The following is a 19,453-nucleotide window of genomic DNA, read 5'->3' on the forward strand; positions in this document are numbered from 1 at the left end:
CCGTAGGGTGTTGGCTTCAGGCTCCATGCCTGCGGCTGATTATGCCACTATAACCGTTAATTCCACAGAAGTGGAATCCCGACTGCATATCGCGTAGTGTAGAACGGCCTTTTTTTCGTCAACCGTGAACAACGGCACACCGATTATTCAAGGAATAACAAGAACATCATGCAAAGCGTTACCCCGACATCGCAATACCTGAAGGCGCTCAATGAGGGCAGCCATCAACCTGACGACGTACAAAAAGAGGCCGTCAGTCGGCTGGAGATTATCTACCTGGAATTAATCAACAGCACGCCGCCCACTGCGAGGGCGAGTGGGTTAATGGCGCGAGTCGGTAAACTGTGGGGTAAGCGCGAAGAGGCAAGCAGTGCGCCGGTGCGTGGCTTATATATGTGGGGCGGTGTAGGACGCGGGAAAACCTGGCTGATGGACCTTTTCTATCAAAGTTTGCCGGGTGAGCGGAAACAGCGCCTGCACTTTCACCGTTTTATGCTGCGCGTGCATGAAGAATTGACTGCATTACAGGGGCAGACTGACCCGCTGGAAATTATTGCCGATCGCTTCAAAGCAGAAACCGATGTCCTCTGTTTTGATGAATTTTTTGTTTCGGATATTACCGATGCCATGTTGCTTGGCGGTTTAATGAAAGCCCTGTTCGCTCGCGGAATAACGCTGGTCGCAACGTCAAATATTCCGCCTGATGAGCTTTATCGTAATGGCCTGCAACGAGCGCGTTTTCTACCGGCTATCGACGCCATTAAACAGTATTGCGATGTAATGAATGTCGATGCAGGCGTCGATTATCGACTACGGACGCTTGCCCAGGCGCATTTGTGGCTGTCGCCGCTCAATGATGAAACCCGTGCGCAAATGGATAAACTTTGGTTGGTTCTGGCGGGGGCGAAACGAGAAAATTCACCGACGTTAGAAATCAACCATCGCCCGCTGGCGACAATGGGCGTTGAGAATCAGACGCTTGCCGTCTCTTTTACCACCTTGTGTGTCGATGCCCGCAGCCAGCATGACTATATAGCGCTCTCACGCCTCTTTCACACAGTGATGTTGTTTGATGTGCCAGTCATGACGCGGTTGATGGAGAGCGAATCGCGACGTTTTATTGCGCTGGTGGATGAGTTTTACGAGCGCCATGTCAAATTAGTGGTGAGCGCAGAAGTGCCTTTGTATGAAATTTATCAGGGCGAGCGACTGAAGTTTGAGTTCCAGCGTTGCCTGTCACGTCTACAAGAGATGCAGAGCGAAGAGTATTTGAAGCGCGAGCATTTGGCGGGGTAAAACCTGCCATAAATCACAAAAAGGGGTCGATCTTTGACCCCGACTTCTCTATAATCCTGCGACCCCACGTTACAAGAAAGTTTTTTTTCCCGAAACTTTTTGTGTGCTGGCATAGGCTATTCGAAGGGGTAGGTTTGCCGGACTTTGTCGTGTGAACCTCAACAATTGAAGACGTTTGGGTGTTCACCAACGTGTAACTATTTATTGGGTAAGCTTTTAATGAAAACTTTTACAGCTAAACCAGAAACCGTAAAACGCGACTGGTATGTTGTTGACGCGACCGGTAAAACTCTGGGCCGTCTGGCTACTGAACTGGCTCGTCGCCTGCGCGGTAAGCACAAAGCGGAATACACTCCGCACGTAGATACCGGTGATTACATCATCGTTCTGAACGCTGACAAAGTTGCTGTAACCGGCAACAAGCGTACTGACAAAGTGTACTATCACCACACCGGTCACATCGGTGGTATCAAACAAGCGACCTTTGAAGAGATGATTGCTCGCCGTCCTGAGCGTGTGATTGAAATCGCGGTTAAAGGCATGTTGCCAAAGGGCCCGCTGGGTCGTGCTATGTTCCGTAAACTGAAAGTTTACGCGGGTAACGAGCACAACCACGCGGCACAGCAACCGCAAGTTCTTGACATCTAATCGGGATTATAGGCAATGGCTGAAAATCAATACTACGGCACTGGTCGCCGCAAAAGTTCCGCAGCTCGCGTTTTCATCAAACCGGGCAACGGTAAAATCGTTATCAACCAACGTTCTCTGGAACAGTACTTCGGTCGTGAAACTGCCCGCATGGTAGTTCGTCAGCCGCTGGAACTGGTCGACATGGTTGAGAAACTGGATCTGTACATCACTGTTAAAGGTGGTGGTATCTCTGGTCAGGCTGGTGCGATCCGTCACGGTATCACCCGCGCTCTGATGGAGTACGACGAATCCCTGCGTTCTGAACTGCGTAAAGCTGGCTTCGTTACTCGTGACGCTCGTCAGGTTGAACGTAAGAAAGTCGGTCTGCGTAAAGCACGTCGTCGTCCGCAGTTCTCCAAACGTTAATTGCTTTCTGCTTCGGCAGAATACAATTTGCGAAAAAAACCCGCTTCGGCGGGTTTTTTTATGGCTAAAGTCCGATTCCAGCCTCTTTTCCCTCTCTCTTCAGCATTATTCTCTTTTTAATAGTATTTTCCACGTACTGTAGAAAAGGATATCGCGATGGGATTATTTAATGCATTGTTTAACAAGAAAGAATCTTTAACGTTGTCGAATAAATGGGAGTTCTTTATTACAACAGTGGATGACCATGTCACGGGCATACGTGTTGATATCGGCGCCATTCAGGACGAAAGATTTGATCGACTTAACCACACCTGGTTCTTTCGTGTGCGTTATACCCATTGTTATGAAAACGGTTTACCGCAGCCTGATGAAACACAACGTTTAAATCGTATAGAGGACTGGCTTGAGGAGAGGGGCAAGGCATTACCGATTTGGTTGGTGGGGGTGGTAACACAAGAAGGCTGGCGCGATTTTGTTTTCCAGTCGGAAAAAGAACTGGACTGGGAAAGAACGCTGGATAAATTGCTCGCAGGTGGCCCGGAAGTCTCTTGCAGCTATAGTATGAGTAAAAACGATAACGGAAATTACTATCGCCAGTTCCTGTACCCGTCGAAATATGACTGGAACTGGATACACGATGCCCGCGTATGCCGTGGGCTGCTGGAACATGGTGACGATTTGACTCTTCCACGCACCATTGATTACTACGCGACATTGCCGACAGAAGCTGCTGCACGCGCTTTTGCGGAGGACGTGACGGAATTGCCATATGGCATTACGCTGGTGAGCATTCGGATGAACGACCAACAACCAGGGTATATGGCGTCATTTACGAACACTGATGCTCCTGAACAATGGCATATGACCGAAATTACATGTCAGCTTACCGATTTGGCTGAAAAGCATGGCGGTAGTTTTGATGGCTGGGGCGCACCGATAGCAACGGCGTAAAAGAGATAGACAACATTTCTGGTGGGGATTAAGTCAAGCATTTCAGACTAAGGAACATCTCTTTTTCCCCATTTCCGGCATCGACTCACCACAAAGGTCGCAAAATCTGGTAAACTATCATCCAATTTTCTGCCCAAATGTCGGGTATTGCTCATTTTTTGTTTGTTTTTCGAACAAAGAGAGTCGTTCCTTACTGGGTAACACAACTTCTGACTGGCCACCTGGTGGCTGGTAGCAGTAAAAATTCTGACTATACCTGGAGGTTTTCATGGCTGTCGCTGCCAACAAACGTTCGGTAATGACGCTGTTTTCCGGTCCTACTGACATCTATAGCCATCAGGTCCGCATCGTGCTGGCTGAAAAAGGTGTAAGTTTCGAGATCGAACACGTGGAAAAGGACAATCCGCCTCAGGATCTGATTGACCTCAACCCGAATCAGAGCGTTCCGACCCTGGTGGATCGTGAGCTGACCCTGTGGGAATCTCGCATCATTATGGAATACCTGGATGAGCGTTTCCCGCATCCGCCACTGATGCCTGTTTACCCGGTAGCTCGCGGTGAAAGCCGCCTGTACATGCACCGCATCGAAAAAGACTGGTACACGCTGATGAACACCATCATCAACGGTTCAGCCTCTGAAGCGGATGCCGCTCGTAAGCAACTGCGCGAAGAACTGCTGGCTATTGCGCCGGTCTTCGGTCAGAAGCCGTACTTCCTGAGCGATGAGTTCAGCCTGGTCGATTGCTACCTTGCTCCGCTGCTGTGGCGTCTGCCGCAACTGGGCATCGAGTTCAGCGGCCCGGGTGCGAAAGAGCTGAAAGGCTATATGACCCGCGTCTTTGAGCGTGACTCTTTCCTTGCTTCCTTAACCGAAGCTGAACGTGAAATGCGTCTGGGCCGGAGTTAATCTGTATGGATTTGTCACAGCTAACACCACGTCGTCCCTATCTGCTGCGTGCATTCTATGAGTGGTTGCTGGATAACCAGCTCACGCCGCACCTGGTGGTGGATGTGACGCTCCCTGGCGTGCAGGTTCCTATGGAATATGCACGTGACGGGCAAATCGTACTCAACATTGCTCCGCGTGCGGTCGGCAACCTGGAACTGGCGAATGATGAAGTGCGCTTTAACGCGCGCTTTGGCGGTATCCCGCGGCAAGTTTCAGTACCGCTGGCTGCTGTGCTGGCTATCTACGCCCGTGAAAATGGCGCAGGCACGATGTTCGAGCCTGAAGCTGCCTACGACGAAGATGCCAGCATCATGAATGATGAAGATGTATCGGCAGATAATGAAACCGTTATGTCGGTCATTGATGGCGATAAGCCAGATCGCGATGATGATAATCATCCTGATGATGAACCGCCGCAACCGCCACGTGGTGGTCGCCCGGCATTACGCGTTGTGAAGTAAAACAAAAACAGGCCCAGGTGGCCTGTTTTGTCGTTTTAAGGGCTTAATAAAATAGCGTAATTGTGGCAATCATATTCACCACGAATCCGACTGCCATGGGGATCGCAGTCCGCTTCACCACTTCAAAGGGCGAAACGCCTGCTATTCCTGAAGTTACTACCACTACCGCAGTAATCGGCGAAACCGCACGCGCCAGCGTTGTGGCAAAGTGCATCGGCATAATCATCACTACCGCAGGTACGTGCAGTCCAGCAGCGATATTCGGAATAAGGCTGGCAAATGACATAAATGGCGCATTGCCGGAGCCCATCACAATGGCACAAATGGCAATTACCAGCGCCATAATAATCATCACGCCAATGCCACCAAGGCCAGAATGCTCTGCGCCTTTGATAACCGCATCAACGGTGCCAATCGTCGTTAAGCCTTTCGCAAATATTTCACCCGCGACCACCAGCGTTACCACGTTGGCAAACTGCGTACCCATGCCGTCAAAAAACGCCTGCACATCGTCCATTGTTTCGCGCAAGTTATGCTTGCGGAAGAACTCAACAAACATCGTCACCGTCAAACTCAGTAACATCACCACCACCAGATGCAGTTCTGACTGCATCAGCCCGACGTGGGCGAGGAACAGCGAGCCGAGCATCAGGATTAACGGCATCACCGGTAAAATGGCGTAATAGAGCGGCGGGACATTGTCGAGATCCTTTTGTTCCGCCTGTTCGTGATTGATATTTTTATCTTTTTTGTCAAAAGCGCGTTGCACGAAAAAGTGGGAGATTGCCACTGAGAGAATGACACAAGAGGCGACCGGTAGCTGATAGTGGAAGAAGTAAGTGGCGATTTTCATTCCCGCTACCTGGGCGGCAAAAATGGAGTTCGTTTCCAGAATTCCCCATTCAATAGACATGGTGGTCGCGATAACCGCCACCGCAGAGAGGCGACTTACTCCCAGACTCACCAGCGTCGGAAATAACGTGACCATCAGCAACATACCCAGACCGGAGGCGCTGGTAATAAACTGCGCCATGATTTGACCGATGACGTAAGTTGCCGACAGTATGAGATACGGTGAGCGAATGAGCTTTAACGGGCGGCTTAACAAGCTCACCATCGCCCGACTGGCTCCTATGCGCTCCATGTAACGGGCATAACCGCCCACCGCCATAATCGACAGCCCCAACCCGGCAATGCGGTTGGACAACATGCGCAGGATTTCATTATAAATATCAACAATCAAATAGCCGCTGCTTTTGGCGGGGTCGAGTACACCCCCAAACCCTAACCAGGCACCACACATCATCAGGAAGATACCCGCTGTGGCCAGCACCACCTGTGGTTTGTAATTTTTAAGGATCAAATAGCCCATCGTTATTAACACGATGACAGAAATAATTATGCCGAACATTGTTCAACTCCGTGTCAAAAGAATATGGTCAATCCCAGTAACGGCAGATTGAAAACAATGATGTTATATTTTTTACAAGGCTATTTATGGTGTTGGTGTCGAATTTTTTAATCGTAATAAAGAGGATTTTTCATTATAAAATATACATTTATGATTATTTCGCAAGAACACATTCATAATATTCATAATGTCTATGAATATTCTTGTAAATAATTTGGCTGGGATGTTTTTATCTGCGTTATATTTATTTTTCGCAAAAGTTAATTATTAAATTAATTACGATAATGATGGTGTACGAAGAGTAAAACCCTTCGTTTCACCCTGCTTTCATTCCTGTGATAGGATGTCATTGATGATGTTAATCACACTGACCTTAAAGAATGGGCCTTATGAACGCATTTGATTCGCAAAACGAAGATTCTTCACCTGCAATTGGTCGCAACTTGCGTAGCCGTCCGCTGGCGCGTAAAAAACTCTCCGAAATGGTGGAAGAAGAGCTGGAGCAGATGATCCGCCGCCGCGAGTTTGGCGAAGGGGAGCAGTTGCCGTCTGAGCGCGAACTCATGGCGTTCTTTAACGTCGGGCGTCCTTCGGTGCGTGAAGCGCTGGCGGCGTTAAAGCGTAAAGGTCTGGTGCAAATAAATAACGGTGAGCGCGCTCGCGTCTCGCGTCCTTCTGCGGACACCATCATCGGCGAGTTGTCCGGTATGGCGAAAGATTTCCTTTCTCATCCAGGAGGGATAGCCCATTTCGAACAGTTACGTCTGTTCTTTGAGTCCAGCCTGGTGCGCTATGCGGCTGAACATGCCACCGATGAACAAATTGATTTGCTGGCAAAAGCCCTGGAAATCAACAGTCAGTCGCTGGATAACAATGCCGCGTTCATTCGTTCAGACGTTGATTTCCACCGCGTACTGGCGGAGATCCCGGGTAATCCGATCTTTAAGGCAATCCACGTTGCCTTGCTCGACTGGTTGATCGCCGCGCGCCCAACGGTCGCCGATCAGGCATTGCATGAGCATAATAACGTCAGCTATCAACAACATATTGCGATCGTTGACGCGATCCGCCGCCACGATCCCGACGAAGCCGATCGCGCGTTGCAATCGCATCTCAACAGCGTTTCTGCCACCTGGCACGCCTTCGGCCAAACCATCCACAAAAAGAAATAATGCCACTTTAGTGAAGCAGATCGCATTATAAGCGTTCTGTATGATGTGTTGCTTATTTGATCTGGTATAACAGGTATAAAGGTATATCGTTTCAACAGACAAGCATCACTTCAGAGGTATTTATGGCAACGAATTTACGTGGCGTGATGGCCGCACTCCTGACTCCTTTTGACCAACAACAAGCACTGGATAAAGCGAGTCTGCGCCGCCTGGTTCAGTTCAATATTCAGCAGGGCATCGACGGTTTGTACGTGGGGGGTTCGACAGGCGAAGCCTTTGTGCAGAGCATTTCCGAGCGTGAACAGGTACTGGAAATCGTCGCCGAAGAGGCGAAAGGCAAGATTAAATTAATCGCTCACGTAGGTTGCGTCAGTACTGCTGAAAGCCAACAGCTTGCGGCTTCAGCCAAACGTTATGGCTTCGATGCCGTCTCCGCCGTTACGCCGTTCTACTATCCTTTCAGCTTTGAAGAACACTGCGATCACTATCGGGCAATCATTGACTCGGCGGATGGTCTGCCGATGGTGGTGTACAACATTCCGGCATTGAGCGGGGTAAAACTGACTCTGGATCAGATCAATACACTGGTTACGTTACCTGGCGTAGGTGCACTGAAACAGACCTCTGGCGATCTCTATCAGATGGAGCAGATCCGTCGCGAGCATCCGGATCTGGTGCTCTATAACGGTTACGACGAAATCTTCGCTTCCGGCCTGCTGGCGGGCGCAGACGGCGGTATCGGCAGCACTTACAACATTATGGGCTGGCGCTATCAGGGTATCGTGAAGGCGCTGAAAGAAGGTGATATCCAGACCGCGCAGAAACTGCAAACTGAGTGCAACAAAGTCATTGATTTGCTGATTAAAACTGGCGTATTCCGTGGCCTGAAAACCGTCCTGCACTATATGGATGTGGTGTCTGTTCCGCTGTGCCGTAAACCGTTTGGTCCGGTTGATGAAAAATATCTGCCAGAACTGAAGGCGCTTGCCCAGCAGTTGATGCAAGAGCGCGGGTGAGTTCTTTCCCCTCGCTCGCCCCTACCGGGTGAGGGGAAATAAGCGCATCTGTACCCTACAATTTTCATACCAAAGCGTGTGGGCATTGCCCACCGCGGGAGACTCACAATGAGTACTACAACCCAGAATATCCCGTGGTATCGCCATCTCAATCGTGCGCAATGGCGGGCATTTTCCGCTGCCTGGTTGGGATATCTGCTTGATGGTTTTGATTTCGTTTTAATCGCCCTGGTACTCACTGAAGTACAAGGTGAATTCGGGCTGACGACGGTACAGGCGGCAAGTCTGATTTCCGCAGCCTTCATCTCTCGTTGGTTCGGCGGCCTGATGCTTGGCGCTATGGGCGACCGCTACGGGCGTCGTCTGGCAATGGTCACCAGTATCGTTCTCTTCTCGGTCGGGACGCTGGCCTGCGGCTTCGCGCCTGGTTACATCACTATGTTTATCGCTCGTCTGGTGATAGGCATGGGAATGGCGGGTGAGTACGGTTCCAGCGCCACCTATGTGATTGAAAGCTGGCCAAAACACCTGCGTAATAAAGCCAGTGGTTTTCTGATTTCCGGCTTCTCTGTGGGGGCTGTCGTTGCCGCCCAGGTCTATAGTCTGGTAGTCCCGGTCTGGGGCTGGCGTGCACTGTTCTTTATCGGCATCTTACCGATCATCTTTGCTCTCTGGTTGCGGAAAAACATCCCGGAAGCGGAAGACTGGAAAGAGAAACACGGGGGCAAAGCACCGGTGCGCACGATGGTGGATATTCTCTACCGTGGTGAACATCGCATCGCCAATATCGTGATGACGCTGGCGGCGGCTACTGCGCTGTGGTTCTGCTTCGCCGGTAACCTGCAAAATGCCGCAATCGTCGCTGTTCTCGGGCTGTTATGCGCCGCAATCTTTATCAGCTTTATGGTACAGAGTACGGGCAAACGCTGGCCAACAGGCGTAATGCTGATGGTGGTTGTGTTATTTGCTTTCCTCTACTCGTGGCCGATTCAGGCACTGCTGCCAACATATCTGAAAACCGATCTTGCTTATGACCCGCATACTGTCGCCAATGTGCTGTTCTTTAGCGGTTTTGGGGCGGCGGTGGGTTGCTGTGTCGGCGGCTTCCTCGGTGACTGGCTGGGAACGCGCAAAGCCTATGTTTGTAGCCTGTTAGCTTCGCAATTGCTGATTATTCCGGTATTTGCGATTGGCGGCGCAAACGTCTGGGTACTTGGTCTGTTACTGTTCTTCCAGCAAATGCTCGGTCAGGGGATCTCCGGGATCTTACCGAAACTGATTGGCGGTTATTTCGATACCGACCAGCGTGCAGCGGGCCTGGGCTTTACCTATAACGTTGGCGCACTTGGCGGCGCACTGGCGCCGATCATTGGTGCGCTGATTGCTCAACGTCTGGATCTGGGGACGGCACTGGGATCGCTTTCGTTCAGTCTGACGTTCGTGGTGATCCTGCTGATTGGGCTGGATATGCCTTCTCGCGTTCAGCGTTGGTTGCGCCCGGAAGCGTTACGTACTCATGACGCTATCGACGGCAAACCATTCAGCGGTGCCGTGCCGTTTGGCGGTGCCAAAAACGATTTAGTCAAAACCAAAAGTTAATCCTGTTGCCCGGCCATGTGCCGGGCCTTTTGCTAAGGGAAGAAGTATGTCGTTACTTGCACAACTGGATCAAAAAATCGCTGCCAACGGTGGCCTGATTGTCTCCTGCCAGCCGGTGCCTGACAGCCCACTCGATAAACCGGAAATCGTCGCTGCCATGGCATTAGCGGCAGAGCAGGCGGGTGCGGTTGCCATTCGCATCGAAGGTGTGGCAAATCTGCAAGCCACGCGTGCGGTGGTGAGTGTGCCGATTATCGGGATTGTGAAACGCGATCTGGAGGATTCTCCGGTACGCATCACGGCCTATATTGAAGATGTTGATGCGCTGGCGCAGGCGGGCGCAGACATTATCGCGATTGACGGCACCGACCGACCGCGTCCGGTGCCTGTTGAAACGCTGCTGGCACGTATTCACCATCACGGTTTACTGGCGATGACCGACTGTTCAACGCCGGAAGACGGCCTGGCATGCCAAAAGCTGGGCGCCGAGATTATTGGTACTACGCTTTCTGGCTATACCACGCCTGAAACGCCAGAAGAGCCGGATCTGGCGCTGGTGAAAACATTGAGTGACGCCGGATGTCGGGTGATTGCCGAAGGGCGTTACAACACGCCATCCCAGGCGGCAGATGCAATGCGCCACGGTGCATGGGCGGTGACGGTCGGTTCTGCTATCACACGTCTTGAACATATTTGTCAGTGGTACAACAACGCGATGAAAAAGGCGGTGCTATGACCACAATGGCGATTGATATCGGCGGTACTAAACTTGCCGCCGCGCTGATTGGCGCTGACGGGCAGATCCGCGATCGCCGAGAACTTCCTACGCCTGCCAGCCAGACGCCGCAGGCGCTGCGTGATGCCTTATCCGCATTAGTCTCCCCGTTACACGCTCATGCGCAGCGGGTTGCTATCGCTTCAACCGGAATTATTCGCGACGGCAGCTTATTGGCGCTGAATCCGCATAATCTCGGTGGATTGCTACACTTTCCGTTAGTCAAAACGCTGGAGCAACTTACTGATTTGCCGACCATTGCCATTAATGATGCGCAGGCCGCAGCATGGGCGGAGTATCAGGCGCTGGAAGGCGATGTAACCGAGATGGTGTTTATCACCGTTTCCACTGGCGTCGGCGGCGGTGTAGTGAGCGGCGGCAAGTTGCTGACCGGCCCTGGTGGTCTGGCGGGGCATATCGGGCATACGCTTGCCGATCCACACGGCCCGGTCTGCGGCTGTGGACGCACAGGTTGCGTGGAAGCGATTGCTTCTGGTCGCGGCATTGCAGCGGCAGCGCAGGGTGAACTCATGGGCGCGGATGCGAAAACCATTTTCACGCGCGCCGGGCTGGGCGACGAACAGGCGCAGCAACTGATTCACCGCTCCGCACGTACGCTTGCAAGGCTGATCGCTGATATTAAAGCCACAACTGATTGCCAGTGTGTAGTGGTCGGTGGCAGCGTTGGTCTGGCAGAAGGGTATCTGGCGTTAGTGGAAACGTATCTGGCGCAGGAGCCAGCGGCATTTCATGTTGATTTACTGGCGGCGCACTACCGCCATGATGCAGGTTTACTTGGGGCTGCGCTGTTGGCCCAGGGAGAAAAATTATGATGATGGGTGAAGTACAGTCATTACCGTCTGCCGGATTACATCCTGCATTACAGGACGCGTTAACGCTGGCATTAGCTGCCAGACCGCAAGAAAAAACACCGGGTCGTTACGAATTACAGGGCGATAATATCTTTATGAATGTCATGACGTTTAACACTCAATCGCCCGTTGAGAAAAAAGCGGAATTGCACCAACAGTACATTGATATCCAGCTGTTATTAAACGGTGAGGAACGGATTCTGTTTGGCATGGCAGGCACTGCGCGCCAGTGTGAAGAGTTCCACCATGATGATGATTACCAGCTTTGCAGCGCCATTGAGAACGAGCAAGCCATCATCCTGAAACCGGGAATGTTCGCCGTGTTTATGCCAGGAGAACCGCATAAACCGGGATGCGTTGTTGGCGAACCTGGTGAGATTAAAAAGGTTGTGGTGAAGGTTAAGGCTGATTTAATGGCTTAAAACTTAGTTCGTTTTAAAGATTCTGCAGACACCGTCTGCAGAATTCGAAACCGCTGAAATTAACGGCGTCTATAGCCTTCCTCTAGCACCGCCTGTGTTCGAACGAGTTCATCCGCGAGTTGTTTCTCATCAGGTAGCTGCATCTTATATTCACTTGCCAGAACGGTGTTAGGCAAACCTGCCAGAGCATAATGTGCTTCTCCGGCTCCTTTCTCTGCACAGAGAACCAGACCGATGGGCGGATTTTCATCCGGTAGCGTCCAGTGCTCTTTGGCATAGTTGAGATACATATTCATTTATCCGGCATCGCTATAGCTAAATTTGCCCACTTTTAGATCGACGATTAGCAGGCAGCGTAAACGGCGGTGGAAAAACAACAGATCGACCCGAAACCAGTTGTCATCAATGCGTAACCTTCGTTGTCGACCGACAAAGGCAAAATCATCCCCAAGTTCCAGCATGAAATCCATCAGGTGGTTGATCAGCGCCTCCTCAAAATCAGATTCTGAGTATTCATCTTTTAATTCCAGAAATTCGAGCACAAAGGGATCGCGTATCGCCTGCTGCGGAAGAATATGCGTCTCGGCAGGAGCGTGTTGTTGCAGCATGGCTGATTTGTCATGTGACAGTAGTGTCCGCTCATAAAACTGGGTCGCAATTTGCCGCTCTAGCTGGCGAACAGACCAGCCACAGCGGAGCGTCTCTTTTTCATAAAAGCTGCGGGCGTCAGCGTTTTTAACGGAAAGCAAGCGGACATAAGTGGACCAGGGCAGAGGCAAAGATTTGGCAGACAGTGTCTGCCGAATTTCAATATGTTGATAAAAAAGGTAAAAAAGCCTCATTTGGCGTAAGTTTTTTGCAGAGAACCCACGCTTATACCTTAGACTTAAATCCTTTGATAGCCGCTTGATTAGCTGCGTACCATACGCGGCCCGAGCCTCACCACCTTGTTCAAATTCGACAATTCGTCGGCCAATTTCCCAATACGTCGCGGTCATTAACGCGTTAACACTACGTACCGTTTCCGTCCGGGCACTATCGACCAGGTGAATAATGCCGTCGTGGATTTGCTGGTAGCCTGCTGTGGTTCCTTCTGAGAGCGATTCCATTATCTGTCCCTTTATATGGCGCTGCGTTGAATAATGGAATCAGCTATACGCCGGGCATCTGCCGGTAACAATCCAGATATGCGTATTACATTGGTTTTCTTCAGATTATGCGAGGCGTTTTCCAGAAAGAAAGGAGAATTTCAGCGCCGACTCTTTTCTGAGGAGGCGGCGCTGGGGCAGAGTTTAAACTTCCAGCCAGTTCATGATCCCATCTGCCGCCTTACGACCTTCGGCAATAGCGGTCACCACCAGATCGGAACCACGGACGATATCACCGCCAGCAAAGATTTTCGGGTTGCTGGTCTGGAAAGCGTTGTCGTTGCCTTCCGGGGCGATGATGCGGCCTTGGGAATCCAGCTCGACGCTGTGTTTTGCCAGCCATTCCATGTTGTGTGGACGGAAACCAAACGCCATGATCACCGCATCTGCCGGAACGATATGTTCTGACCCTGCCACGATCTCCGCGCGGCGACGGCCTTTGGCATCGGGTTCGCCCATTTCGGTACGCACCATTTTCACGCCACTGACTTTACCGTTGCCGTTCACTTCAATCCCCAGTGGCTGGACGTTGAATTTGAACTCAACACCTTCTTCCCGCGCGTTTTTCACTTCGCGGCGGGAACCTGGCATGTTCTCTTCATCACGACGATAGGCACAGGTAACGTGCTTCGCCCCCTGGCGTACAGACGTGCGCACGCAGTCCATCGCAGTGTCGCCACCGCCAAGTACCACCACGCGTTTACCTTCCATGCTGACAAACGGTTCGTCGTTGGTTTCACCAAAGCCCATTAACTGTTTGGTGTTGGCGATGAGGAACGGCAGCGCTGCGTACACGCCATCGGCGTCTTCGTTTTCCAGCCCACCGCGCATTGACTGATAAGTCCCGACGCCAAGGAATACAGCATCGTAATCGTTCAGTAGATCGTCCAGCTGTACGTCACGACCCACTTCGGTATTGAGTTTGAACTCAATGCCCATGCCAGTGAAGATTTCACGGCGGCGCGTCATTACCTCTTTTTCCAGCTTGAAGGCCGGAATACCGAAGGTCAGCAGGCCGCCGATTTCCGGGTGACGGTCGAAGACGACCGCTTTTACGCCGTTACGCGTCAGGACATCCGCACACGCCAGACCCGCCGGACCTGCGCCGATAATCGCCACTTTTTTACCGGTCTGTTTCACGCCGGACATATCCGGACGCCAGCCCATCTCGAACGCTTTATCATTGATATAACGCTCAATGTTGCCGATGGTCACCGCACCGAACTCATCGTTCAGGGTGCAGGAACCTTCGCACAGACGGTCTTGCGGGCAGACACGTCCGCATACTTCCGGCAGCGTGTTGGTCTGATGCGACAGTTCCGCCGCTTCAAAAATACGCCCCTCGTTGGCGAGCTTCAGCCAGTTCGGGATGTAGTTGTGTACCGGGCATTTCCACTCGCAGTATGGGTTGCCGCACGACAGGCAGCGATCAGCCTGCGCTTTGGCCTGGCCTTCGGAAAACGGCTCGTAAATTTCAACAAACTCAATTTTGCGGATCTTCAGCGGTTTCTTTGGCGGATCAACACGCTGCAGGTCGATAAATTGATAAACATTCTGACTCATTGTTGCTACCCCTTACTGCGCCTGCACGCGCAACTCTGCTGCGCTACGACTACGGTGACCCAGCAGTGCTTTTACATCACTGGACTTCGGTTTAACCAGCGCAAATTTAGTGGCGAAGGTTGACCAGTTTGCCAGAATCTCTTCACCACGCTGAGAACCGGTATGCTGCACATGCTCGGTGATAAGACCACGCAGATGCTCTTCATGGATAGCTAAATCGTCAACGCTTAATACTTCCACCAGTTCCGGGTTAACGCGTTTGCGGAAATCGCCGCTTTCATCGAGAACGTAAGCGAAGCCGCCGGTCATGCCTGCGCCGAAGTTAACGCCGGTTTTACCCAGAATACAGACAATACCACCCGTCATATATTCACAGCCGTTGTCGCCAATGCCTTCAACCACGGTAATCGCACCCGAGTTACGCACACCGAAACGTTCACCCGCGCGGCCTGCGGCATACAGACGACCACCAGTGGCGCCGTACAGGCAGGTGTTGCCGATAATGCTTGCTTCATGGCTGCGGAAGGCTGAGCCAACCGGAGGACGAATGGCGATTAAGCCGCCCGCCATGCCTTTACCAACATAGTCGTTGGCATCACCGGTCAGGTACAGTTCCACGCCGCCCGCGTTCCACACACCGAAGCTCTGGCCTGCGGTGCCGTTGAAGTACGCTTTGATAGGATCGGCTGCCAGCCCCTGATCGCCGTGCGTTTGGGCGATATAGCCTGAAAGCGACGCGCCGACAGAACGGTCGGTGTTGCGAATATCGAACCAGAAGGTTTTGCTCTGGCGTTCATCGACAAACGGTTTCGCCTGTTGCAGCAACTGCGCATTCAGCAGGCCGTTATCAAACGGCGGGTTGTTTTCGGTGCAGTAGAGCGCCTTACCTGGATGCGGTTCGGCGGTCTCCAGCAGCTTCGACAGCGCCAGTTTCTGCTGTTTGGCGGTGAAACCGTCCAGCTCTTTCAGCAGGTCGGTGCGACCAATCAGATCCACCAGACGCGTTACGCCCAACAGTGCCATCAGCTCGCGGGTTTCACGGGCGATAAACTCAAAGTAATTCGTCACCTTGAACGGCAGGCCGTGATAGTGATTCTTACGCAGTTTGTCATCCTGAGTTGCTACACCCGTGGCGCAGTTGTTCAGGTGGCAGATTCGCAGATATTTACAGCCGAGCGCGACCATTGGGCCAGTGCCGAAGCCGAAGCTTTCTGCGCCGAGAATTGCCGCTTTGATGATATCGACACCCGTTTTCAGGCCGCCATCAACCTGCAACCGAATTTTATGACGTAGACCGTTAGCAACCAGCGCCTGCTGGGTTTCCACCAGACCGAGTTCCCACGGGCAGCCTGCATATTTCACCGACGACAGCGGGCTTGCCCCCGTACCGCCGTCATAGCCTGCGATGGTGATTAAATCGGCATAAGCTTTCGCCACGCCAGTCGCGATGGTACCGACGCCCGGTTCGGACACCAGTTTTACGGAGATCATCGCTTTCGGGTTGACCTGCTTGAGGTCGAAAATCAGCTGCGCCAGGTCCTCGATAGAGTAGATATCGTGGTGCGGCGGCGGGGAGATCAGTGTCACGCCCGGCACCGAATAGCGCAGTTTGGCGATGTAAGGCGTGACTTTATCGCCCGGCAACTGACCGCCTTCACCCGGCTTCGCGCCCTGGGCGACTTTAATCTGAATGACGTCGGCATTGACCAGGTACGCCGGAGTAACACCGAATCGACCGGAAGCCACCTGCTTGATGCGCGACACTTTGTTGGTGCCATAGCGGGCAGGGTCTTCACCACCTTCACCGGAGTTCGAGTTACCGCCGATGCTGTTCATCGCTTCTGCCAGCGCTTCGTGGGCTTCCGGGCTTAATGCGCCAATAGACATTGCAGCGGTATCGAAGCGTTTAAACAGTTCGCTTGCCGGTTCAACATCAGCAATGTTGACCGCTTCATCACCCGGCGTAATTGCCAGCAGATCGCGCAGCGTTGTTGCCGGACGCTCATTAACCAGCTTCGCGTATTCCTGATAGTCGCTGTACTCGCCACTCTGGACCGCCTGTTGCAGCGTGCGCACCACGTCCGGGTTGTAGGCGTGGTATTCGCCGCCGTGCACATATTTCAGTAGGCCGCCCTGGCTGATGGGCTTGCGCGCCAGCCAGGCTCGTTTCGAGAGGTTCAGCAGATCCTGCTGGAAGTCTTCAAAACTCGCCCCGCCAATGCGGCTAACCGCACCCTGGAAGCACAGGCCCACTACATCATCGTGCAGGCCGACCGCTTCGAACAGTTTCGAGCAGCGGTAAGAGGCGATGGTGGAGATGCCCATTTTGGACATGATTTTGTACAAGCCTTTGTTGATGCCGTTACGGTAGTTCAGCATCACGGTACGATAATTTTTGGCAATCGCCTGAGTGTCTACCAGGCGGCCCAGCGTTTCATAGGCAAGGTACGGATATATAGCCGTCGCGCCGAAGCCCAGCAACACGGCGAAATGGTGCGGATCGCGGGCGCTGGCGGTTTCGACGATGATGTTGGCATCGCAACGCAGGCTTTGATCGACCAGACGAGTCTGGATCGCGCCAACCGCCATCGGGGCCGGAACCGGCAGGCGATCTTTAGCGATATTCCGGTCGGAGAGCACCAGCAGCACAGTGCCGCTACGTACCATTTTTTCGGCTTTGTCGCACAGCTCTTTGACCGTCGCTTCGAGCGTGGTTTTAGTAACGTCAAAGGTGATATCCAGCGTATCTGCGCGGTAGTGCTCCTCTTTCATCGTCGTGAGCTGTTTGAAATCGGAGTAGAGCAGAATCGGCGATTTAAAGCTTAAACGGTGCGCCTGGCCTTCTGCTTCACAGAAGACGTTCATTTCACGACCGATGCTGGTGGCGAGCGACATAACGTGCGCTTCACGCAGCGGGTCGATTGGCGGGTTGGTTACCTGCGCAAACTGCTGACGGAAATAGTCGTAAATAATGCGCGGCTGACTGGAGAGCACGGCGAATGGAGTGTCGTCGCCCATCGAACCGACCGCCTCCTGGCCGTTTTCGCCCAGCACACGGATTACAGAGTCCAGCTCTTCCGCGCTGTAGTTAAACTGTTTCTGGTAGCTGGCAAGCGTGTCGTCGTCCAGTTCGCGGCTACCTACTTCTTCATCGGGCAGATCTTCAAACGGTACCAGACGGCGGACGTTTTTCTCCATCCACTCTTTATATGGATGGCGGCTTTTCAGATCGTCATCGGTTTCTGCCGAGTGCAGAATGCGCCCACTGCGAGTGTCGATTACCATCAGTTCGCCTGGCCCGACGCGGCCTTTTTCGACCACTTCGTCAGGCTGATAATCCCAGATACCGACTTCAGAGGCGCAGGTGATGAGCTTATCTTTGGTGATGACATAGCGCGCCGGACGCAGACCGTTACGGTCAAGGTTACAGGCGGCAAAACGACCGTCAGACATCACGATGCCCGCCGGGCCATCCCACGGCTCCATATGCATGGAGTTAAAGTCAAAGAAGGCACGCAGTTCCGGGTCCATATCCGGGTTGTTCTGCCAGGCGGGTGGTACTAACAGACGCATAGCGCGGATGATATCCATCCCGCCAGCCAGCAACAGTTCCAGCATGTTATCCATCGAGCTGGAGTCAGAACCCGTTTCGTTGACGAATGGCGCGGCGTCGTGCAGGTCAGGGATCAGTGGCGTCTGGAATTTATAGGTCCGGGCGCGCGCCCATTGGCGGTTACCGGTAATGGTGTTGATCTCGCCGTTATGCGCCAGATAGCGGAACGGCTGCGCCAGCGGCCAGCGCGGTACGGTGTTAGTGGAGAAGCGCTGGTGGAACAGGCAAATGGCCGATTCCAGACGCAGGTCCGCAAGATCCAGATAAAAGCGCGGCAGATCTGCCGGCATACACAGACCTTTATAGATGTTCACCAGATTCGACAGGCTACAGACGTAGAAGTCTTTGTCGGCTTCGAGACGCTTTTCAATGCGGCGGCGGGCGATAAACAGACGGCGCTCCATATCACGCGGACGCCAGCCAGCCGGAGCGTTAACGAAAATTTGCTCAATGCGTGGCAGAGAAGAGAGGGCGATTTCACCCAGCACGCCTTCGTTAGTGGGGACATCACGCCAGCCCACAATCGACAAGGTTTCGCGTTGCAGCTCTTCTTCAACGATGCGGCGTGCGGCAGCGGCGAGTTCAGGATCTTTATTCAGGAAGAGCATCCCGACGGCGTAGTTTTTTGCTAAACGCCAGCCGCGCTCCTGCGCAACGATGCGAAAAAAGCGATCCGGTTTTTGTAATAGCAGGCCGCAACCGTCACCGGTTTTACCATCGGCGAGAATCGCACCACGGTGCTGCATTCGGGCCAGTGCGTGTATTGCAGTACGCACTACCTTGTGGCTAGGTTCGCCTTCTATGTGGGCGATCAGGCCGAAACCACAGTTATCCTTCTCAAGGGATTTATCGTACAACATATCAGTGAACCTCCCCAGGCTCTGCGGGAACCCCACTTCCGAACCGCTACGCACGGGCACAGAAAGAGCGTGGCGACGGGGTTTGCGTGTCATACGCGCGCCTCGCATTCGCCCCCTTGTTGTCCTTTTCGCATCGGTTAATACGGTGAAGAGGGGATCTCAACTACTGCATAAATATGATGAGCAGGCTGCTCATCCAGAAAGCTTCCAGCGGATTTCCAACTTATCGGGAAAGCTGATACAGGTCAAATGGCAAGCTTATTGGTCTGGAAATGTGCTTTGGCGCAAA

15 protein-coding genes and 1 pseudogene are annotated in these 19,453 nt (G+C 52.6%); 12 read left to right on the forward strand and 4 right to left on the reverse strand.

Annotation, left to right across the window (positions count from 1 at the left end):
* Positions 1 to 168: 168 nt before the first annotated feature.
* The 6 genes from zapE to sspB all read left to right on the forward strand — a co-directional run bounded on the left by zapE (position 169) and on the right by sspB (position 4,713).
* A complete protein-coding gene (gene zapE, locus FEK50_RS15590) occupies positions 169 to 1,296 on the forward strand; it encodes a cell division protein ZapE (RefSeq protein ID WP_131160899.1) in 1,128 nt (375 codons plus the stop codon).
* Positions 1,297 to 1,515: 219 nt separating this feature from the next.
* On the forward strand, positions 1,516 to 1,944 hold the full coding sequence (gene rplM / locus FEK50_RS15595; RefSeq protein WP_000847559.1) for a 50S ribosomal protein L13: 429 nt from the start codon (positions 1,516 to 1,518) through the stop codon (positions 1,942 to 1,944).
* A 15-nt stretch (positions 1,945 to 1,959) separates the two neighbouring features.
* Entirely contained in the window at positions 1,960 to 2,352 is a 393-nt protein-coding gene (rpsI, locus tag FEK50_RS15600) for a 30S ribosomal protein S9 (RefSeq protein ID WP_000829818.1), read from the forward strand.
* Positions 2,353 to 2,508: 156 nt separating this feature from the next.
* The gene (locus tag FEK50_RS15605; RefSeq protein WP_130260182.1) at positions 2,509 to 3,303 is read left to right on the forward strand and encodes a DUF695 domain-containing protein; all 795 of its coding nucleotides are present in this window, start codon (positions 2,509 to 2,511) and stop codon (positions 3,301 to 3,303) included.
* A gap of 268 nt (positions 3,304 to 3,571) precedes the next feature.
* Positions 3,572 to 4,210 (forward strand): stringent starvation protein SspA, encoded by a 639-nt coding sequence (gene sspA, locus FEK50_RS15610; RefSeq protein ID WP_000257293.1) that lies wholly within the window; start codon positions 3,572 to 3,574, stop codon positions 4,208 to 4,210.
* Positions 4,211 to 4,215: 5 nt separating this feature from the next.
* Entirely contained in the window at positions 4,216 to 4,713 is a 498-nt protein-coding gene (gene sspB, locus FEK50_RS15615) for a ClpXP protease specificity-enhancing factor (RefSeq protein ID WP_064529500.1), read from the forward strand.
* A gap of 43 nt (positions 4,714 to 4,756) precedes the next feature.
* Here the strand turns inward: sspB and dcuC are convergent, their stop codons facing one another.
* A complete protein-coding gene (gene dcuC, locus FEK50_RS15620; protein WP_131160900.1) occupies positions 4,757 to 6,124 on the reverse strand; it encodes an anaerobic C4-dicarboxylate transporter DcuC in 1,368 nt (455 codons plus the stop codon).
* A 380-nt stretch (positions 6,125 to 6,504) separates the two neighbouring features.
* On the opposite strand from dcuC, the gene nanR reads away from it, so the two are divergent.
* The 6 genes from nanR (at position 6,505) to nanQ (ending at position 11,980) form a co-directional block, all read left to right on the forward strand.
* Positions 6,505 to 7,296 (forward strand): transcriptional regulator NanR, encoded by a 792-nt coding sequence (nanR, locus tag FEK50_RS15625; RefSeq protein WP_131160901.1) that lies wholly within the window; start codon positions 6,505 to 6,507, stop codon positions 7,294 to 7,296.
* A 122-nt stretch (positions 7,297 to 7,418) separates the two neighbouring features.
* Positions 7,419 to 8,312, forward strand: coding sequence for an N-acetylneuraminate lyase (nanA, locus tag FEK50_RS15630; protein ID WP_130260181.1), 894 nt, complete (start codon positions 7,419 to 7,421; stop codon positions 8,310 to 8,312).
* A 108-nt stretch (positions 8,313 to 8,420) separates the two neighbouring features.
* Positions 8,421 to 9,911 carry a sialic acid transporter NanT gene (gene nanT / locus FEK50_RS15635; RefSeq protein ID WP_130204544.1) on the forward strand — a complete coding sequence of 497 codons (1,491 nt, stop codon included), beginning with the start codon at positions 8,421 to 8,423 and terminating at the stop codon, positions 9,909 to 9,911.
* Positions 9,912 to 9,957: 46 nt separating this feature from the next.
* The gene (locus FEK50_RS15640) at positions 9,958 to 10,647 is read left to right on the forward strand and encodes an N-acetylmannosamine-6-phosphate 2-epimerase (RefSeq protein ID WP_130204546.1); all 690 of its coding nucleotides are present in this window, start codon (positions 9,958 to 9,960) and stop codon (positions 10,645 to 10,647) included.
* A complete protein-coding gene (nanK, locus tag FEK50_RS15645) occupies positions 10,644 to 11,519 on the forward strand; it encodes an N-acetylmannosamine kinase (protein ID WP_131160902.1) in 876 nt (291 codons plus the stop codon). The genes FEK50_RS15640 and nanK overlap by 4 nt, the downstream gene beginning before the upstream one ends.
* On the forward strand, positions 11,516 to 11,980 hold the full coding sequence (nanQ, locus tag FEK50_RS15650; protein ID WP_130204550.1) for an N-acetylneuraminate anomerase: 465 nt from the start codon (positions 11,516 to 11,518) through the stop codon (positions 11,978 to 11,980). The genes nanK and nanQ overlap by 4 nt, the downstream gene beginning before the upstream one ends.
* Before the next feature lie 59 nt (positions 11,981 to 12,039).
* Here the strand turns inward: nanQ and FEK50_RS15655 are convergent.
* The 3 genes and pseudogenes from FEK50_RS15655 to gltB all read right to left on the reverse strand — a co-directional run bounded on the left by FEK50_RS15655 (position 12,040) and on the right by gltB (position 19,164).
* A pseudogene (locus FEK50_RS15655) lies at positions 12,040 to 13,089 on the reverse strand (PDDEXK nuclease domain-containing protein).
* A gap of 183 nt (positions 13,090 to 13,272) precedes the next feature.
* Positions 13,273 to 14,691: a glutamate synthase subunit GltD gene (gltD, locus tag FEK50_RS15660; RefSeq protein WP_130204554.1), complete on the reverse strand. Its 1,419-nt coding sequence runs from the start codon at positions 14,689 to 14,691 to the stop codon at positions 13,273 to 13,275.
* A 12-nt stretch (positions 14,692 to 14,703) separates the two neighbouring features.
* Positions 14,704 to 19,164 (reverse strand): glutamate synthase large subunit, encoded by a 4,461-nt coding sequence (gene gltB / locus FEK50_RS15665; RefSeq protein ID WP_131160903.1) that lies wholly within the window; start codon positions 19,162 to 19,164, stop codon positions 14,704 to 14,706.
* Positions 19,165 to 19,453: the final 289 nt, after the last annotated feature.

This window comes from Escherichia sp. E2586 (genome assembly GCF_005781105.1).
Lineage (GTDB): Bacteria > Pseudomonadota > Gammaproteobacteria > Enterobacterales > Enterobacteriaceae > Escherichia.

What these genes read in the sequence shown, in the direction of transcription:
- zapE (WP_131160899.1), top strand. Translation starts at nt 169, where the DNA reads ATGCAAAGCGTTACCCCGACATCGCAATACCTGAAGGCGCTCAATGAG.
- rplM (WP_000847559.1), top strand. Translation starts at nt 1,516, where the DNA reads ATGAAAACTTTTACAGCTAAACCAGAAACCGTAAAACGCGACTGGTAT.
- rpsI (WP_000829818.1), top strand. Translation starts at nt 1,960, where the DNA reads ATGGCTGAAAATCAATACTACGGCACTGGTCGCCGCAAAAGTTCCGCA.
- FEK50_RS15605 (WP_130260182.1), top strand. Translation starts at nt 2,509, where the DNA reads ATGGGATTATTTAATGCATTGTTTAACAAGAAAGAATCTTTAACGTTG.
- sspA (WP_000257293.1), top strand. Translation starts at nt 3,572, where the DNA reads ATGGCTGTCGCTGCCAACAAACGTTCGGTAATGACGCTGTTTTCCGGT.
- sspB (WP_064529500.1), top strand. Translation starts at nt 4,216, where the DNA reads ATGGATTTGTCACAGCTAACACCACGTCGTCCCTATCTGCTGCGTGCA.
- dcuC (WP_131160900.1), bottom strand. Translation starts at nt 6,124, where the DNA reads ATGTTCGGCATAATTATTTCTGTCATCGTGTTAATAACGATGGGCTAT.
- nanR (WP_131160901.1), top strand. Translation starts at nt 6,505, where the DNA reads ATGGGCCTTATGAACGCATTTGATTCGCAAAACGAAGATTCTTCACCT.
- nanA (WP_130260181.1), top strand. Translation starts at nt 7,419, where the DNA reads ATGGCAACGAATTTACGTGGCGTGATGGCCGCACTCCTGACTCCTTTT.
- nanT (WP_130204544.1), top strand. Translation starts at nt 8,421, where the DNA reads ATGAGTACTACAACCCAGAATATCCCGTGGTATCGCCATCTCAATCGT.
- FEK50_RS15640 (WP_130204546.1), top strand. Translation starts at nt 9,958, where the DNA reads ATGTCGTTACTTGCACAACTGGATCAAAAAATCGCTGCCAACGGTGGC.
- nanK (WP_131160902.1), top strand. Translation starts at nt 10,644, where the DNA reads ATGACCACAATGGCGATTGATATCGGCGGTACTAAACTTGCCGCCGCG.
- nanQ (WP_130204550.1), top strand. Translation starts at nt 11,516, where the DNA reads ATGATGATGGGTGAAGTACAGTCATTACCGTCTGCCGGATTACATCCT.
- gltD (WP_130204554.1), bottom strand. Translation starts at nt 14,691, where the DNA reads ATGAGTCAGAATGTTTATCAATTTATCGACCTGCAGCGTGTTGATCCG.
- gltB (WP_131160903.1), bottom strand. Translation starts at nt 19,164, where the DNA reads ATGTTGTACGATAAATCCCTTGAGAAGGATAACTGTGGTTTCGGCCTG.